18 protein-coding genes are annotated in these 17984 nt (G+C 46.9%); all 18 read left to right on the top strand.

What is annotated here, in order from left to right:
• The first annotated feature begins 1 nt into the window (after position 1).
• The 18 genes from ltrA to ACJJI1_RS22325 all read left to right on the top strand — a co-directional run bounded on the left by ltrA (position 2) and on the right by ACJJI1_RS22325 (position 17843).
• Positions 2 to 1294: a group II intron reverse transcriptase/maturase gene (gene ltrA, locus ACJJI1_RS22405; RefSeq protein WP_444942540.1), complete on the top strand. Its 1293-nt coding sequence runs from the start codon at positions 2 to 4 to the stop codon at positions 1292 to 1294.
• Between the two features lie 35 nt (positions 1295 to 1329).
• Positions 1330 to 1788: a hypothetical protein gene (locus ACJJI1_RS22400; protein WP_444958084.1), complete on the top strand. Its 459-nt coding sequence runs from the start codon at positions 1330 to 1332 to the stop codon at positions 1786 to 1788.
• Positions 1789 to 1909: 121 nt separating this feature from the next.
• Positions 1910 to 2614, top strand: coding sequence for a hypothetical protein (locus tag ACJJI1_RS22395; RefSeq protein WP_444958083.1), 705 nt, complete (start codon positions 1910 to 1912; stop codon positions 2612 to 2614).
• Between the two features lie 20 nt (positions 2615 to 2634).
• Complete coding sequence (locus tag ACJJI1_RS23035) at positions 2635 to 2988, top strand: DUF6559 family protein (RefSeq protein ID WP_507019931.1); 354 nt, start codon at positions 2635 to 2637, stop codon at positions 2986 to 2988.
• Between the two features lie 169 nt (positions 2989 to 3157).
• Positions 3158 to 3751: a hypothetical protein gene (locus tag ACJJI1_RS22390; RefSeq protein ID WP_444958082.1), complete on the top strand. Its 594-nt coding sequence runs from the start codon at positions 3158 to 3160 to the stop codon at positions 3749 to 3751.
• 73 nt (positions 3752 to 3824) lie between these two features.
• Complete coding sequence (locus ACJJI1_RS22385) at positions 3825 to 4151, top strand: energy transducer TonB (RefSeq protein ID WP_444958081.1); 327 nt, start codon at positions 3825 to 3827, stop codon at positions 4149 to 4151.
• A 130-nt stretch (positions 4152 to 4281) separates the two neighbouring features.
• The gene (locus ACJJI1_RS22380; RefSeq protein ID WP_444958080.1) at positions 4282 to 4452 is read left to right on the top strand and encodes a hypothetical protein; all 171 of its coding nucleotides are present in this window, start codon (positions 4282 to 4284) and stop codon (positions 4450 to 4452) included.
• Positions 4453 to 4627: 175 nt separating this feature from the next.
• Complete coding sequence (locus ACJJI1_RS22375) at positions 4628 to 5155, top strand: hypothetical protein (RefSeq protein ID WP_444958079.1); 528 nt, start codon at positions 4628 to 4630, stop codon at positions 5153 to 5155.
• 163 nt (positions 5156 to 5318) lie between these two features.
• A complete protein-coding gene (gene gpU / locus ACJJI1_RS22370) occupies positions 5319 to 5726 on the top strand; it encodes a phage tail terminator protein (protein WP_444958078.1) in 408 nt (135 codons plus the stop codon).
• Positions 5727 to 5752: 26 nt separating this feature from the next.
• Positions 5753 to 6166, top strand: coding sequence for a phage tail tube protein (locus tag ACJJI1_RS22365; protein ID WP_444958077.1), 414 nt, complete (start codon positions 5753 to 5755; stop codon positions 6164 to 6166).
• 2 nt (positions 6167 to 6168) lie between these two features.
• Entirely contained in the window at positions 6169 to 6594 is a 426-nt protein-coding gene (locus ACJJI1_RS22360; protein WP_444958076.1) for a phage minor tail protein domain-containing protein, read from the top strand.
• Complete coding sequence (locus ACJJI1_RS22355) at positions 6594 to 6860, top strand: hypothetical protein (protein WP_444958075.1); 267 nt, start codon at positions 6594 to 6596, stop codon at positions 6858 to 6860. Before ACJJI1_RS22360 ends, ACJJI1_RS22355 begins: the two co-directional genes overlap by 1 nt.
• A gap of 3 nt (positions 6861 to 6863) precedes the next feature.
• Positions 6864 to 9074 (top strand): phage tail length tape measure family protein, encoded by a 2211-nt coding sequence (locus ACJJI1_RS22350; RefSeq protein WP_444958074.1) that lies wholly within the window; start codon positions 6864 to 6866, stop codon positions 9072 to 9074.
• A gap of 11 nt (positions 9075 to 9085) precedes the next feature.
• Positions 9086 to 9481 carry a hypothetical protein gene (locus ACJJI1_RS22345; RefSeq protein ID WP_413662480.1) on the top strand — a complete coding sequence of 132 codons (396 nt, stop codon included), beginning with the start codon at positions 9086 to 9088 and terminating at the stop codon, positions 9479 to 9481.
• A 2-nt stretch (positions 9482 to 9483) separates the two neighbouring features.
• Complete coding sequence (locus ACJJI1_RS22340; protein WP_444958073.1) at positions 9484 to 14799, top strand: hypothetical protein; 5316 nt, start codon at positions 9484 to 9486, stop codon at positions 14797 to 14799.
• A 10-nt stretch (positions 14800 to 14809) separates the two neighbouring features.
• Positions 14810 to 15193, top strand: a complete 384-nt coding sequence (locus ACJJI1_RS22335) for a hypothetical protein (RefSeq protein WP_444958072.1) — start codon at positions 14810 to 14812, stop codon at positions 15191 to 15193.
• A 392-nt stretch (positions 15194 to 15585) separates the two neighbouring features.
• Positions 15586 to 16461, top strand: a complete 876-nt coding sequence (locus ACJJI1_RS22330; protein WP_444958071.1) for an RbmA family biofilm matrix protein — start codon at positions 15586 to 15588, stop codon at positions 16459 to 16461.
• A gap of 506 nt (positions 16462 to 16967) precedes the next feature.
• Complete coding sequence (locus ACJJI1_RS22325) at positions 16968 to 17843, top strand: RbmA family biofilm matrix protein (protein ID WP_444958070.1); 876 nt, start codon at positions 16968 to 16970, stop codon at positions 17841 to 17843.
• Positions 17844 to 17984 lie beyond the last annotated feature (141 nt).

Here is a 17984-nt window from a genome sequence, read left to right as displayed (position 1 = left end):
AATGCAGCGAATTCTAGATAGGAATAATCTGTTTCGAGCATTACAACAAGTTTCTCGTAACCAGGGTGCGCCAGGTCTCGATGGTATGACGGTAAAACAGTTGCCGGAACATCTTAAGCAGACTTGGATTGCTACCCGACAAAAGGTGTTAAGTAGTATCTATCGTCCTCAACCGGTGAAACGCGTCTTTATACCAAAAGGCAATGGAGGCCTGCGTCCATTGGGTATACCCACTGTGCAAGATAGGTTGATCCAACAAGCTATCGCACAGATACTCAGTGAGCAATGGGAGCCGAAGTTTCATGCTCTTAGTTTTGGTTTTAGACCAAATCGATCGGCACACCAGGCGATTAGACAGGTCCAAAACTTTGTCCGGCAAGGAAAGCGCTGGACGATCGATATGGACTTGAAATCCTTCTTTGATGAAGTGAATCATGACAGGCTCATGCTAACACTGAAGCAAAGCGGAATACCGGCTGATGTGCTGGGGTTGATAAACCGATACCTAAAAGCGCCAACGGTAGTCGATGGCAAGGTAATAGCTACAACAAAAGGCGTCCCGCAAGGTGGGCCGTTATCTCCGCTTCTAGCGAATATTGTGCTTAATGAACTGGACTGGGAGCTGCACAAGCGGCAACTCAGTTTTGTACGATATGCCGATGATTTCCAAATACTGGTGGGAAGTCATCGGTCTGCAGAGCGGATAAAAGTAAGCCTTACGCACTTCATCAAATGTAAGCTGAAGCTCACAGTAAATACTGAGAAGAGTGCAGAGGATCACTTCTGGAAGCGGAGCTTTCTAGGATTTAGATTGCTGAAGAAGGATGCCCGGATAAAGGTATCAGAATCATCGATTAATAAATTGAAGGCAAAGATCAGAATGATCACCCGCCGAACACGAGGCCGTAAGTTTACTGAGATCATAGAAGAGTTAAAGAAGTCCCTGCTTGGTTGGAAAGCGTACTTTGACATCAGTGAAGTACTGAGCCCTCTGAAAGATCTGGACAAGTGGATAAGGCGGAAGTTGCGATGTTATTTATGGAAGCAATGGGGACGTAGTGGTTACCGCAGATTAAGAAGGCTGGGCGTTGATCGTTTTTTAGCGTGGAACACGGCCAAATCAGCACATGGACCATGGAGGCTAAGCAAAAGTCCTGCCCTTTACAGAGCATTGCCAAATAGATACTTTAGGAACTTGGGGCTGCCGGAATTGGCAGATAGGAAGGGGAATAGAATTGAACCGCCATGGTACGTGACCCGTATGCCTGGTGGTGTGGGAGGAGGGGCATCGTGAGGTGCCTCCCTATCCCGATTATGGCTAAGGTAACTATGAATAAATATCTCGCTATAGTTTTACTGGTTTTCTCACAACTTGCTATATCTAGTGAAACTAAAGTTGCTGAAGTTCATGAAAACTATCTCAGTGGATCGCTGCCTATGCCTTACGGTTCATTTAAGGTCAGCATTTCTTTACTCGAAGGTAATCGCAGTGTTTCAAAAGCTGAAATAAATGTCGGTGCTCTTACTTTCTCGGTGCCGAAAGAGCAGCTCGTAAAACTAAAAAGTGTAGATCTTTCTTCTGTATTTGTCGGCCATGAGATATATCGATCAGAAAACACGCCTTTCGACAAATTGGATGCCCTTTCCAGTGATCTATTCATAGTAAAGATCTCTTCGACTGAAGGCTTTTCTAGGGGTAATATTTGGTACACTGATTACTACACAGTTTTAATAAATTTGGAATCTCAACAGCTAGATGTATCCAAGTTCGAATATGCTAGACCATAACAATACAAGCCAGCCTGACGGTTTTTTCGTTCCTTGTTTTGCGGTTTAACGCTACGCTACCGCAAACCAATCCACTACAAAGCCGCAGTTACTTGCGGCGTTAGGCGAAGGAGAAATCGAAGTGCTTCGGATAATAATATTACTCTCATCTGTATTGCTTCCTATCAGCGTATTCGCCACGGCGCAGGCACCGGACTATCTGATTTACAAAGAAGAGCGGCATCGTTTGCATGTAAATCCACTTGAAGAGCTGTTTCAAAAGAAAAAAGAGTTGAGGCCTAAAGGTGGGGTAATGTCCACGGGCAATTGGCGAGGATACATCGCAACATTTGAAATCAAGCAAGGATTTTTAACTGTTAGTGATATCACTATCGAAAAACGTGATCCAGATAAAGAGCATAACTATTTGACGGAGTCAGTGCTTAAAAAGGTATTTCCAAATCAATCTGCCAGGAAAATGGATTGGTTTTCAGGCTTGCTCGTCGTTCCTCTTGGTAAAAGAACAGGCTATGTTCATCTTTCATATGCGTCTCGCTATGAAAATTATCTTGTAATTCGCATAAAAAGTGGGCGAATAGTCGAGTCAGCTCAAATGAATTCTGATGAATACCTGGATTTTAAAACGCGTCAATTTAAAGTGTTCAAGAGTACTTCTGAGTATAAGGCTCTATACGAGGAGCTAAGTAAGGATGGTGGATCGGAAGATGAATTTGATTTGGAGAGTTTCATATTTCAAATGGGTGGGTTTACACACAAAGTTGATGTGCCGTTTGAATCGCCTAACAAGTCAAAGCACACCAACACGCTAAAGCGTGCCGGTGCTTGAAGCGTTAAAGGTACTCAATAGTGTGGCTCTTAAAATTTACAAGTAAGCGCAAGGCCATACAGATCTTCAAAAGGGATTTGAGGCGTAAATTGTCAGATGATTGGGGTAACAAGAGGAAATATTTGGCCTCTGAAGTAACTAATAGTGTTCAAAGCCACTACCCCAAATTATCTAAGTATGAAATGTACGCAATATACATGTGGTCAGAAAAAAAGCAGTTTGATAAATATTGTACAGAATCTAACATAAGCCTTACCTCAATCGAGGCTAGGAAAGAGATTGGATCTGTTGTCATCTCCATGAATAATAGCGATTCTACCGGATTAGAATTAGATTCTAGCAACGATTTTTCGGGCTCAGGAGGTTTGGATTGAACCCATCTTTAACAAGGCTAGCCAGTATCGCCCACTACGTGGGCTGGACCTCCGTTTCGGCGCTTCGCGCCTATACTACGGTCGCTGCTAGCGGGGTTAAGCCCATATAGTGCTAATGTATACACCTCACTACATGGATTCACACTGCTATATGGTTCACACACCGTATATGTCTCTCTCAAGATTGAGAGGTGGTGAGTCGTTTCTCTCGTTTAAACTATCGGAAATTACTCCCTATGAAAAATTTATTGAGTATTTCCCAGGTATTAAATGCGAGCCATTAGAGTTTTTATATCAAACCCATAGAACAATATGCGCAATGGATAAGTATCTTTATGAGGATCTGGTTCGCCATTGCTGGAGGTCGATAAGCTGGGCAGCATGGATTGCTCTAGTAACACCTTATCCCGAAAAGTACATGCTTAAATTTCTTAAGCGAGTGGAGGGAAGAAGTTCAGAACAATGGAGTGTTAAGGCCGCAATTATGAGGCTTCGAAAAAAGAGTCAAGGCAATGATCTTTTATTTGCCAAGGCAAGAGAATTTGAAGGGTATCTAGCTCGCTTACCGTTTAGCAGAATACCTTTGCGGCAAACAAATATAGAAGCACAAATAAAGAATTACAATAAGATCCGAACTAAACTGAGGGAAATTTACAATAAGGAAGGTACGAATGCTGCAATTTCATACCTTCGTTGTCGTAAGCCAAATGAACTAGAGCTAAGCTATCAACAATGGTTATCAAAAATGGGCTTAACAAATTAATCAACGATCGCCTGCAGCTGGACAGCCAACCCTTCGGTTTGTCTGCCCGTTATTAAGGCGTTATGCATCAATAATGAAAAAATTCGTACTTACACTTAGTTTGGTCCTTTCTACAGCGATATCGGTTGCGCAAGAGGCAGTTGAGGAGATAGAGCCTATTGCCCCAATGTCTCCAGTTTGTAGAGAACTATCAGGATTGGTAAAGCTCGCCTATCAAATTAACGAAGCTGGAGTAGCTATAAACATAAAGGTCGTCGAGGCAGATACGGAAATATTCAATAGGGCTGCTATCAAAACACTAAGTAAATATCGGTTTAAAGAAGGATCTTACGTTGTAGGTGAGACGTACAACAAAGTCTTGGAGTTTAAGCCCAAACATAAGTGCCAGCGCAATTCATAACAATCGCAAGCAAAATTCTCTGGCCCTTCGAGCCTCAGCGGGACGCCCAATGCTCTGCTCATTCTGTGCGGAATAGGGCAAAGCCGCTACCTATGATGATGGTAGCGGTGCTGAGCCTACTGATTGCCGCGTGATAAAAGATCAGGAGGTTGATGAGCTTGTGCAGGAGCCGCGTATTGAGTTGAGTGAGGTGGGGGCTTATAACTCAGAGGCGGTGGTTACCCTTGATGGTGTGGAGTATTCGGTGCACAAGCGGTTGGCGGATGATGGGTTTGTTTGGTGGGCACTGGTGGTTGGGTAACCGAAGGCTGTGAAAATAGTTTAAGCAAATAGATCTAATTATAAAGAAAAATATTCTATTAATTTTGGCTTATATTGATATGCGGGCCTCTCGTTGCTCACTATAGGTCTGGTCGACTAAAGTTTAATTAAGAGTCCGCTTAGAATAGGAAATAATGAATAGGCAGGAGGAATTGGTGAACAATAATTTACCCTCTCAAATAGGGCCACAAAACCCACAAAACCCACAAAACCCACAAAACCCACAAAACCCACAAAACCCACAAAACCCACCACTCAATCCCAATGCAGCGGCCTTTGTTCCACCACAAAATCCCAATGGAGCGCCGCCACTCAATCCTAATGCAGTGGCCTTTGTTCCACCACAAAATCCCAATGGAGCGCCACTACTCAATCCCAATGCAGCGGTCTTTGTTCCACCACAAAATCAGCCTCAAGCATACCCAATGCCCCAGAATGGAGATCCAGTAGACGAAAGTCTTCTTGAGAGAATAATTAATCGAGCATACGTTGACCCTTATGGATTTGGTTTTAGGATTATTGGAACTTGGCATGCTAATTTTGAGGTTTGGGCCCAAGCGGATGTACTTCATTTTAATGTTCAAGTTAAGCAGGCTTTTAGCCCTATGTATCATGTTTATTACAATGGGAATTTTGAACTAGAGATTGTTCCTGTAAATGGGGTGCCTCAAGGTTTTTTTTAACTGCTTTGGACTACGTTCCTCACTCTAATTCTTCATCATCAGAAATTTCGATACGATAGAAAGAGCGTAATTTGTAATTATAGAGGTAGAATTTCGCAAAAATATACCTTGAAGCCCGCACCAGCGGGTTTTTTTATGTCCGAAATTTCTAGAGCACTATCCAATGACCCAGCGCATCACAATCCGCGATGCTGTACAAAACAAGCTGCAAATTCTATCCGGCTACACGTTCCCACCTCCTGGCACCACAGAAGAAATTGAATCAAAAAAACTGCCGGCGATTGTTGTGGGCTTTGCAACTGAGAACACCGAACACGAAATGCATGGCGGTACCGAGCGGCAACTGGATCTGACGGTTGCTGCGGTAGTGAAAACTAGCGGTGATGTATATGCCGCGTTAGACCAGGCAGCAGCAGATATTGAAAGGGCTTTGCAGGATGCTTCTCTGGAGGACGTGTGTGATTTGTTCCTGCTCAGCCAAACCGAGTTTGCGCTGGACCAGGATCACCCATTAGGTGAAGTGCGCCTGACGTATAGCGCCAAGTATTCCACTGAACCTACAGATTTTTAACGAAACAACCCGATGAGGTTATGACTATGGCACAAGGTTATAAAACCAAGTTTTATCGCAGTGATGATGGCAGCTCCTATTCCCCGGTGGCGGGCATGTTGGATCTTGAACCCGGTGAAGAGTCCCGCGGTTCTGTCGACATGACCCCGATGGATGGCACCAGCGGCTATATGGACTACGACCCCTCCGGCTTGCGTGATGCCGGCGAGGTTTCAATTACCTTGATCTGGAAAGAGACCGACAGCGGCCAGCAGGCACTGCGCGCAGATTACGACTCCGATACCAATAAGCATTACAAGGTTGAATACCCAGAAGGCACTACCGTGGAATTCATCGGCCATATTACCGGCTGGGGTAAGGCGGTACCCAAGGATGACAAGATCACCCGCACCGTGAAGTTTAAGATTTCCGGTAAACCCTCAGTGACCGCAGGTAGCTAACCATGAGTTTTGTTCCTGCGCCTATTTTAGAATCCGAAACCGTGCCTTTCGGTCAACAAGAAGTCGAGCTTTTTGAGCTGAGTGCCTACCACCGCTGTGAGTATCTGCAAAAAACTACTGAAGATATTCCACTGCCCCAAGATGAAGAGTTGCCGGAAACTCAGCTGGAGACCTTTGGCCAGCTTTGGGCTTTTCGCATGGGGGAGGTGAGTAAGAAACTGCTGCTGGTTGCCTATGCCATCTGGATGAAGCCGGACTGTCAGGATTCATTGGAAGATATTCATCAGCGACTGATCCGCGGTGTTACGCCTAAATTAATCGACGTGCTCTATATTCCCGCAGCTAAGCTATCCGGGCTGTTTGTCGATGTCCAAACTGAAGAGGCGGATAGCGAAACAGAAAGCGAGGAAACCGAAAAAAAAGGCTAGTGCCGGGTTTCTACTTTGCCCGGCAGCTCGCGCGGGATTTTAATCGCCCTGACTATTTCAACATGTTGCGCTCGATGAGTTCTACCGAGTTTGATCACTGGTATGAATTCCACTCCGAGCGGCCCTTACAGACCGAAGTCCAGCAATGGCAACTCGCCCATATCGCCGCTGGCACCTTGGGAGGCAAAGTCTCTCAATACCTACCTCAGACGCACAAACCTAAAACCGTGCAGCAGCAAATCGCATTCTGGAACTCCATGAGTTGAGCAATGGCTAAACAAACATCCATGGCCACGATGGTGGCCAACTTGGAGCTGCGCTCCACTCAATATAAGCGGGAGATGGACCAAGCTACTGCACGCAATAAAAAGCTAACCCGAGAACTGAAGTCCACCAGTTCAGCGGGGGATATGTTTGGCCGTTCCATGCGCGGAGCTGCACAGGGTGTCGCCGCTATCGATGGTCCCTTGGGGGGTGTTTCTGGTCGAGTCGGTGCGCTTAATGGATTGCTTACCAGTGGGAACTTGGCATGGGCGACTTTTGGTGTCGCGATCGCTGGTGTCACAGCCGTGATGTACAAAAGTATTCGTGCTGGTGAAGAAATGGAGCGGGGTCAGCTCAAGATTGAGGCACTGCTGAAGGCGACCGGTAGTGCCAGTGGTCGAACTGCAGAGCAGCTGGATGAACAAGCCCGTTCAGTGGCCCGCGCAACCCTGGCTAGTGTTACTGGTATCCGTGAAGCTCAGGGCATATTGCTCACCTTTAAAGGTGTTCAAGGCCCGGTATTCGATGATGCTATTCGCCTCAGCCAGGATATGGCAGCGGTGATGGGAGGCGATGCAAAGAACGCGGCACTTCAGTTAGGTAAAGCGTTAGAGGAACCCTCAACCGGAATCACCGCACTGAAGCGTGCCGGTGTCAGTTTCACGGCTGCAGAAAAGGAGCAGATCAGGACTCTGGAGCAATCGGGACGTGTCGCCGAAGCTCAGCGCATGATTCTGTTAAAGCTTGAGCAGCAGGTGGGCGGTGCCGGTGCTGCTGAAGCGGGTGGTCTCACCGGTGCTACCGATTCCCTGGCGCAGTCCTGGCAGGAGTTTCTGGAGGGGCTCAGTGAAACTGCAGGCTCCACCGGTATTGCGACATCCGGTATTAATAAGTTAACCGGTGCCGTGGATACCCTGCGGCGCGGACTCGCGCCTACCGATGAGGAAAAGCAGCGCAATCAGTTTGCTGAACTGCATGAGCAGTATGTTTGGCATCAGCAGATGCTAGCCAAGGCAGAAGCCGAAGGCATTCAGGTTCAGGTCGAAATCCATCGCAACAGATCTGAAATGATACGCGACCAACTTGCTGAGCTACAGAGTGAACAAATAGCCGCGCAAAAAAAGCGGCAGGATGAAGAGAGGAGAGCCGAAGAAGCCGAGGCAGCTGCGAGAGAGCAATCTGAGCGTGACCGTATAGCTCAGCAGCGTGCAATGGCAGAGGAGGCCGGCACTTCTCAACTAATACAGCTGGATCAGTTCCTGGCCAATCAACAGGGCAAAATTAAGCTGGATCATGAACAGCGGCTCCAGCAAATAGCTGGATTGCAAATTGCTGAGGAAGAGCTTACCAGGCGAGGATTTGAATCCATTGAGGCACTTCGTACTGAATATGCTGAGCGTGAGAAAGAGCGCTTCCAATTGGCCATGGCTGAAGAGCAGGCACGCACAGCCAGTGGTGAAGGCGAAGAGGGGCTGATCGGTGAGGATGGTTTAACTGAAGCAGAACGCCAACGCATGGTTGCCCGCTTGGAGACGTTGCAGCTTTCCTGGCTTACCGAAATGGAACAGCTGCAGGTACAACAAGATGAAGAAATGGCACTGCTGGATCAGGCATTCGCCAGCAAGTTAATTGCGCACGATACCTATGAGCGCAATCTCACCCTTTTAGAAAACAAACATCGAAAGCAGCGTGAAAAGTTCGAGAAGGCATCCAATAAAAGCAGACTTCAACTGTTTGTTACTGGAGCTAGCCAAGTGCTATCTGCAGCAGCGGCCTATAACCAAAAAGCTGCGAAAGCAGAGATGGCAATGGCCGTTTTCTCTACCGGGGTTTCCCTTGTAAAAAATATCGCAAAAGCTTCTGAAATTGGATACCCACAAAATATTCCCATGATCGCCGGGGCTATTGGTCAGGGCATTCAAATAGCTGGGATGCTGTCTGATTTGCAAGCGCCCAGAGGCGTTTCAGGTGGTGCTGCCGCACCCAGTATCAGCACAACGGGTTCAGCCGTGGAGAGCCCCGGTGTGTCTGGTATTGATGAGGTAGTCGAAGGGGAATCGCAACAACCAGCTTCTCAAGTGATTATCCAGATTCAGGGAGATGTCGTTGGCGATAGCGGTGAACGATTTATAGAAGAAATTCAAACCAAGATGAGTGAGGGAGAACTGGTGCTGTTCGATAAGAACAGCCGTCAAGCTCTAGAGCTTACTGGATAAAGGAGTAGCTCATGCTGATTCAATACACTCCAACTCGCTCACTAGTTGGTGATGGTAGTGACTTCCAGATTGAAGCGAAGTTGAAGCGCTATGACAGCAGTGACCGGCTTGAAGGTAAAGAACATAAAGCGCTCAGTGGACAAAGCGAGTACACGGTCTATCGCCTCGAAGAGGAATACGTTTGCCAGACAGTGCCGCTCAAGCTTACCAGTACAGAACTCGTACGCTGGCGTGAGTTCAAAAGAAGCTGCGCGTTCGGTGAGTTCTTTACTTTCGATGCTTACGGAACGTTAGCGCTTGCTGATGATCCCCAACAAGTGCAGCTCAAATTTAAATCCTTCAAAGAAAAGCGGCAGAAAGATGGTCGCTTTATCTTCTCGTTTACCACGGTTCAAGTGATTGCTTAATTATGCGCAACAACACTGAAATATTTGATTTGCATAACCAGGCTCCGCAGCGGCAATTGCGATTGGTGATTGAGATTGGCTATGACATGCCGCTCTATATCAGTAGTCATACGGATATTCCCGGGCTTCCTGCCAATGCGATTCTTGGGACCTTAAAGAAGTGCAGTTCCACCAGCCAAAAAATTATTCCTGAGCAGGGGTTGGCACAGATAGGAGCAATCTCCTTTGAAGTGGTCGATATCGCCGCTCAGTTATCCTATGTACTGCGTGATGAGCTGGAGCAGGGGCGCGGTATTAAGGGAAGTACAGTCCGCTTATATCAAGGTTTTGCTGGCCTTGCTTGGGAGAATTTTAGGCTTGAGCAGACTCAGATTGCTGAGGAGTCTATTTCTTACACGAACGGTATTTACCGTGTGCGTTGCCGGGATATTCAGCGGGAAATGCGCAGTGATATTTTTGTACTTAACAGTACGCGCTTATCTGCAGACTTCTCTAAATCTGACGTTATCCTACAAGTTTACGATGCAAGCAGCTTCGAACCAAGCCCGCACACCTCAGCCTATGGCGATGCCCCGAATCAATCAGTTTATTACCTGAAAATTAAATATCAGGATGGTTTCGAAATTGTTCGGGCTACCGGTAAAACCGATAGTAGCTTTACTGGCTGTACTCGAGGTCTGTTCGGTACCTATGCCCGTGACCATATACTCCCAGAAGACAGCGATGATGAAAGCGGGTTAGAAGTAGAAGAGTTTGTTTACCTGGAAGGTCCAGGCCCTCAGCTGGCGTATGCGCTCCTTACTGGCACTATCTTAGGTACCGATGATGCACTGCCCAGCAATTGGCATCTAGGGATAGATCCTAGCTATGTGGTCCGCGATCAGTTCGAAAATATAGGTTCAGACTGGTACAAGCCCAGCGACCACTCCAAAGGTAAGATTTTAAGATTCGACGGACTCGAAGAAACGGATGGCAAGAAGTTTATCGAGACTGAAATCAATCTGTTGCTCGGTGCATTTATGCCAGTTAATGCTGCTGGCCAGTTGGGGTTTCGTCGTATGGCTGGAGTACTCGCCGATTCTGGAAGTGTAGCGACAATTGGTCCTGATGATGTTACCAGCCTTGGTGAACTGAAATATAGCTTGGCGGGTGTGCGGAATGTATTTTCTGTTGAGTGGAGTTGGTTTGAGCAGCCTGGATTTGACGGCAAGTATCTGCGTACAAACCACGTACTTGATGCTGATTCAATCGCTGTACACGGTGAGGCAAAACAGCACACTTTGGCATTTAGAGGGCTCCATAATTCACGCCATACCTACACTACGATTAAAAACACTTTTGATGCGCTTAGGGATCGCTTTGCTGGTCCGCCGCTGAGTCTGCGCTTGGGTTTACTCCCAAGTAAGAATGACCTGGAAGTAGGGGATATAGTGCGGGTGAGCTTACCGCAGCTGCGCGATCACTCGATTCGAGGGGATCGCCCCTATGAATTTAACTTTACCAGTGATAACGAGGGTTGGACACCTCGCGATGGTATCACCTCATCCAGTGTGAAAGATGGAGTGCTGGCGGTTAATGTCGTTGGTGAGAATCCCTGGATTAGCCGCAATTTTTCGCCCGCTTTTTCCGGTGCAGATTTGCCCTATATAAAAATGCGCGCACGTCGTACTAGTGACGAGCTGATCGCTGCAGGCACCGGCAGTAAACTGTTTTTCAAACACACAGGGAGTAGCAGTTATATTTCTGCGGGCGCTGATGAGATGTTCGATTTTATCGAGCGGCTCAACAGTGCTAAAGATGAATGGCAAGAGTTTGTATTAGATCTATCCCAAGAGAATGACTGGACCGGCGGTGATATCGAGCCAATCCGTATCGATATAGGGCATGACCACACAGCAGACTATAGCTATGAGCTGGACTACATCCGGCTAGTCCCCACTTTAGGATTAGATGAGTACAGTCTGGACCGGGCTATGGAGGTTCAGAGAGTTAGCATTAATCAGGTGACGGGTGCAGTCAGTGTTGACTTGTTCGGAAGCTACCAACCTGCCGGCATGATTGCCGATCAATCCGAAAGCACCAGCGCTGAATTGCCAGATGAGTGGTATGAGAGTGAGGGCACTGCAATGGCGGCTGCCGGCCTCAGCATTGATGCCAGCGGTTTTTTAAGTGCCGACGGCTTATTAACTGGCGACACTAACAGCCGAGTGATTTATTTCCATGCCGGTGACCTCACAATTCCAGCAGAGCGAACCCTTTCTGTTAGTGACAATGTAGAGCTGCGTGTTCGCGGTGTTTTGCAGATTGAGGGGGAACTGCGCGGTGTCCCAAGTAATAGCAACGCAGGGTTTTTAGGCTCTTGTCGCGGTGGATCCGGTAAGTTATCGGGTAAAGATCCTTATTCTAGCCAAACCTCAAAGGCTTGCCGTGGCCAAGTGGTTACTGGTCGCAACGAGGTAATGCCGCAGCTCAATATTGAAAACTATGGTGGTGATTTACAGGGTATTCCCGATGACCTGCGGGGAAGCGGTGGCGCTAGGGGTGGAGCCTCTTACTACTACCAATGGGGAGACAGGACTTATGAAGACAGCGGGATAGGGGGAGAAGGTGGCGACGGTGGTGCGGGGATAGTAGTTATTGCCCGTGGTATAGCGCTGGGTGTCAGCGGAAAAATAGATAACTCTGGCGAAGATGGCGATTCAGGCACAAAGTTATCCGGCACTCCTGGAGACTATGGTGGAAGTGGTGGTGGCGGCGCACCGGGTGGAGTTGTTCTTTTAGTGGACGGCACTGATAACCCGATGCCGGTGCTTACCAATAGCAAAATCATTGCCTGCTATGGCGATAGCCCGGATAGTCCCGGGCGCGCAGGGTTGGGGAGCACCTGTCTAGGTGCTAACGCTGTGCGCCTGCTGTTTGCGCCCAAATCCCGTATTGCTTACCCGGATCATGAAGACCCGGCAATAGATCCTGATCTTCAGGCCGCACTGGATGCAGCAGAAGAGGCCTCTCAGGATGCAGAAGCCGCACTTGAAGATCTTGGCAATATCTCTGCCGACGGTGTACTTCACAAGAACGAAAAGCTGCAGCTCATCCGCGAATATAACCAGTTGGTCAATGATCAAACCGAATTAGATACGCTGGCCAGTAATTTCGGCACTGCGCTCGATGCGGAGCGTGCGGCATTTACGAATGCCTTAACTGCGCTGACTAGTTACCTGCAGGGATTGGTGCCGGCTTGGGATAGTCGTCAGGACGATACCTCAATCAGCCGCACCATTTTCGATAGCAACTGGGAGTATGCCTATGATCAAAAAATGGCACTTTTAAAAGCTGTTGTCGAAGCAAATCGTGAGCAGGCCTTTTACGCTACCCGCAATGTTATCGGATACGATGAGACCACTGGACAGTTTACCGATGAGGGCATACTGATTGGTTCAATGCAGAGCGTGCGCCGTGCCCAGCTGCGTGCGCAGCAGGCATCCGCTTCAGTTTTTATTGATGCATTTCTGGATACCACAGCAAAGAATGATTGGCCCATTGTTAGAGGGAATTCCTCGGACAATATCTATTATTTGCATACTAATGATTCAGGGGCGCGAGTTGGCGGCAATGTGTTGCGTATTGGTGGAGATGCTAGCGGAAATTTTGCTTCTGATGGCGAGGCATGGATTGAGTACATCGAGCGCTTCCCATTTGATCCCGGTGACCTCTACCGTATCAAGGCGCGAGTATGGGTAGGCAATGAGGGTGATACAGACAGGAAGTTGTATGTAGGGCTCAGCGGCTATCGTACTGACGGCTCCAGCTGTAACCGCACGGGAGCCGACTCATATGATAACCAGCACTTTGTGGCGTGTTCGGGAGTATCTGCGGCGGGGGACGGTTGGCAGGAGTACACCGGTTATTTTCAAGGTAATGCTAGCGCTGATGCTGAAATAAATGCGACGGGCGAAAATACGATTGCGCAGCCTGCAAAGCTACATGCTGATGTGCGTTATTTTTCCCCATTTGTTATTGCCAATCATGGTGGCGATAAGGTAGGGCGAACGCAACTGGATTATGTTCGCATTGATAAGGTTGAGCCTACAGGGAGTGGTCTTTACCTGAAAATAAATAGTGGATCGACCCTGGGGGATGATGCGAACCCGGGCGAGGCGCAATTGTGCGGCTTTGATTCCAACGGCAATCCCGGTGGCAATTTGCCAGGCTGGTTTATCTGGGATGGAGAGAGGGTGGCCGTTCCGGCTGTTCAGCTGAATCCAAGCTTGTCGGGGCAGTTTTATATTGTCACAGATACGGATGGCTCCTGGACCTCAAGCCGCTCAGCGCTGCCGGTATCTATTGAGCGCGGACAGTACCAATATCACTATTGGGATGGGTCTACCACCAAGCGCGTTCCATTTACACCAACGGAAAAGCATTTGATTGTCGGGGAGATTTATCTCTCGGCGACTGAGGTGGTTGATAGTGGTGGCGTTTACCAAAATCCTCGACCGCTAATTGGCTTTGCTCAATACATGAGCGGGCTCAATGAGTCCGGGCAGATTGCCGACCAGCGCAGCTTACAGCAAAACATGGGTAGCATTGCCAGTCTGCCAACTAGCAGCTCCGTACTGTCCGCTTCTGACAACGGCTCTTCTGCAAAAATATCTATCTCTGCTCACACTGTTCAGTACGCAGGTTTCACTGTTGCTTATAACAGCGGCTCCATTACCGGGCTGAATTTTTCTACCACCTATTATGTCTACGTGGATGATGCCAGCTATGCCGGTGGCGGCGTTACTTACTACGCAACTACACAGATTTGGCAGTTGGCTGCCGGTATTGGCCGTAGAGCAATCGGTACTATCACTACTCCTGCTGATGGTGGGGGAACGACAAACCCAACTGATCCCTTTTGCGTGGACTATGACACCGTCTTACCTGACGGCCGCTACGTGCGAGATCTGCAACCGGGAGAACTAGTCGAGTGCATAGATGTGCGCACTGGGAAACGCGGTGAGTTTCCGCTGCGTGCGATGGGCGAAGGTGAGGAAGAGTGTTATAGCCTGCGAGCTCCCGAAGGTGCCGAGATATGGCAGTCAAAGTCCACTCCTATGGATTTGCCGGACGGCTCCATAGTGCACACCTCAGAAATGCTAGGTAAACCGGTGTACGTACTTAGTAGTGGCTCTGCCCAGCTATCTGTTGTTTCTAAGCTGCAAAAGCTCGGTGTACGCCGAGTACTAAAGCCCGACTTTGGTAATCGTATGTTTTTTGCTGGGCGAAAATCAGGCCTAACCATCGCGACCCATAATGCAATTTATAAACCCTAAGGAGAGTGGAATGCCCAGCTTTTCCCCAATAACTATCGACAGCCTTGAGGCTTGGCAGTTCGCCTACACCATTGATGATGGCCATAGCGCCGGCACTATTGTGCGAGCAACCATTACTCAAAAAACAGATCCTGCGAACGCCGAAGCCCAGGCTGTGGCCGTGCTCAAGTGCGTTATTGCCGTAATTGATAGCCAGAATAATGTGAAGATTGATGCGGCCGGCGATTCTATGGATACCGTTTATGTCACTACAAAGACGTTAACCACGGATTCTGGTCAGACCGTGAGCGTCGTTGATGAGGCCGCAGATTTAGTGTCTGACTGTATTGTTGAAGTAGCCAATCGGCTTGCCGTGCATAGTTCTATTGCGGCTATGGCGATCCCTAGCGGGTGACAAAAACAGTTAGGGGCTAACCGCCCGGAGCTATTACAGATGGTTGTCGGGGATGTAGGCATAAAATTGGCTGAGGTGTTTACGCAATTTTTTTTCGCGTAAAGATATTTATTGGGCTAACCAGATTAATTAATAGTGTCGCCTTCAGTTTTTATTGTATCTGGTACGGTTAGGTAGGAAAAAATTTTGTAGGGATGGGAAAGGGTAAAATACAATGCTTCGGACAATTATAGCCTAGCAAACCGATAAAGTTATTTTTCTCAGATTGAAACTACCAAGACATTTGATGGATGCTTGATTGTCAAGGAACTGGGTTTGCTTTATCGGGGTTCGGCTCTAAAAAACTGTCCGAAGTAAGTTGTGTTTCATAATGTATGTAATGGATTTTAATTTTGAAAAGACTAACTATAAACCACTCTCTGTACAATTCTGTATTGAAAAATTCTATCGCTGGTTTCACCTTGATCTGCGCATCGGCATCCGTACAGGCAGACATGATCCATGCCGAAGTAGACCTAGATGAACCGTATCCTTTCATGATGGAGGATGGAATTACTCATAAGGTCAAGTTAGACATTGGCTTTCAATTCAATAGTATTGAAAGGCTTTGTATTCAAGTTGAAGTCGAAGTTAATGGTGGAGATGCGGACTATGCAGTTTTCAAAGCAGAAAATGAATCCCCAGGTTTCCCGCCTATAGCTGGTCAATGGATTTCGATACCTTTACTTTATCCCATTTTTATCCCAACTCCAGAATATCCTGATCCTATTAGCCGGTTGCAAGACTTCAATCACTGTATGGATGGCAATAATATATTGCCAAAGAATCTTCTTGACAGAAAAGGTGAGATTGATTTCAGTGTATCCGGTGGCAATGTAGAGTTGTCGAGTTTGAAATTGCTTGTTGAAGGTGATATCTCTGACACTCAGTTAACAGTTACACTTGACGAACCTGCTGAATTTTTAGTTCCTTCCTACGGGGGAAGAGTCAATTATGATGCAAGTATTCGTAATTTAGATTCTACACAATCTTTGGTGACACTCGAGCAGTGGAGTGTACTTAAATTTCCCAATGGAGATAACTATCCCATCCATAAGTCACGGGATGTGATATTAAATTATTCTGAATCGAAGGATTACACTCGAAATTATCTAAATATACCTGCTTGGTTTGAGGCCGGAGATTACGAGCTGACTTGGTATGTGGCTGACCCAAATACCGGGGTTCGAGTGAAAGATAGCCTGTCTTTCACAAAAAGTGCTGACTAAAATTTAGATTTTTTGCGGGCTGGGATGCTCTTGCGTCCTGGCTGCCCTATTTAGGTTGTATGATAAGCGAATCACCTAGCCTTTCATGGTTCTATTGCGACTCCTAGCGGGTGACTAAAACAGTTAGGAGCTAACCGCCTGGAGTTATTACTGATGGTTGTCGGGGATGTAGGCATAAACTTGGCTGAGGTGTTTACGCAATTTTTATTCGCGTAAAGATATTTATTGGGATATTCAGATTGATTAGTAGTGTCGCCTTCAGTTTTTATTGTATCTGGTACGATTAGGTAGGAAAAAATTTTGTAGGGATGGGAAAGGGTAAAATACAATGCTTCGGACAGTTATAGCCTAGCAAACCGATAAAGTTATTTTTCCCAGATTGAAACTACCAAGACATTTGATAAATGCTTGATTGTCAAGGAACTGGGTTTGCTTTATCAGGATTCGGCTCTAAAAAACTGTCCGAAGTAAGTTGTATTTCATAATGTATGTAATGGATTTTAATTTTGAAAAAACTGACTATAAGCTCCCCTCTGCACAGGGCTGTGTTGAAAAATTCTATCGCTGGTATCACTTTAATCTGCGCATCGGCATTGGTCCAAGCAGATACAATTAGTACAAAAATAGACTTAGGTGAGTCATTCCCCTTTAGGATGGAAGATGGAGTTAAGCATGAGATAAATTTAGATATTGGCTATCAATTCGATACCATTGAAGAAATTTGTATTAACACTGAAGTTAAAAATGGAAATGCTGGCTCAGCATTTTATTCAGCAGAAAGTGAACCTGCAGGGCCTTTCACTTTCCCACGTTTTGAGTCTGTTGCGCAAACGCTCGCAATTAGCATGCCTAGCCCAACGCCGGAAAATCCAAACCCCGAACCACAGCTACAAAAAAGCATAAATTTCTGTGGGAATGGAAATGGTGTCTTGGCACAGAATTTTCTCGATGGAGAAGGTAAATTTACATTCAATGTGTCCGGTGGCTATGTAGATTTCTGGGACTTTGAACTGGTTGTAGAGGGTGATGTCTCTGATACTCAGTTGGCGATTGTACTTGACGAACCTGCTGAGTTTTTAGTTCCTTCCTACGGGGGAAGAGTCAATTATGATGCAAGTATTCGTAATTTAGATTCTACACAATCTTTGGTGACACTCGAACAGTGGAGTGTACTTAAATTTCCCAATGGAGATAACTATCCCATCCATAAGTCACGGGATGTGATATTAAATTATTCTGAATCGAAGGATTACACTCGAAATTATCTAAATATACCTGCTTGGTTTGAGGCCGGAGATTACGAGCTGACTTGGTATGTGACTGACCCAAATACCGGGATTCGGGTGAAAGATAGCCTGTATTTCACTAAAAGTGCCGACTAAGTTTTAATCTCTCGGCAGGCTGGGACGCTTATGTGTCCCAGTTTTCCCTTTCTCAAGCCAGGGGCTTTGCATTATTGGGACTGAATTTTAAAAAACTGTCCGAAGTAGTGTTGTTCCTCATAATGTATCTAATGGAATGTG

Source organism: Microbulbifer maximicatervae (SeqCode), assembly GCF_052467065.1.
Note: the sequence above shows the minus strand (reverse complement) of the source record. Positions and strands in the feature narration are given on the sequence as shown.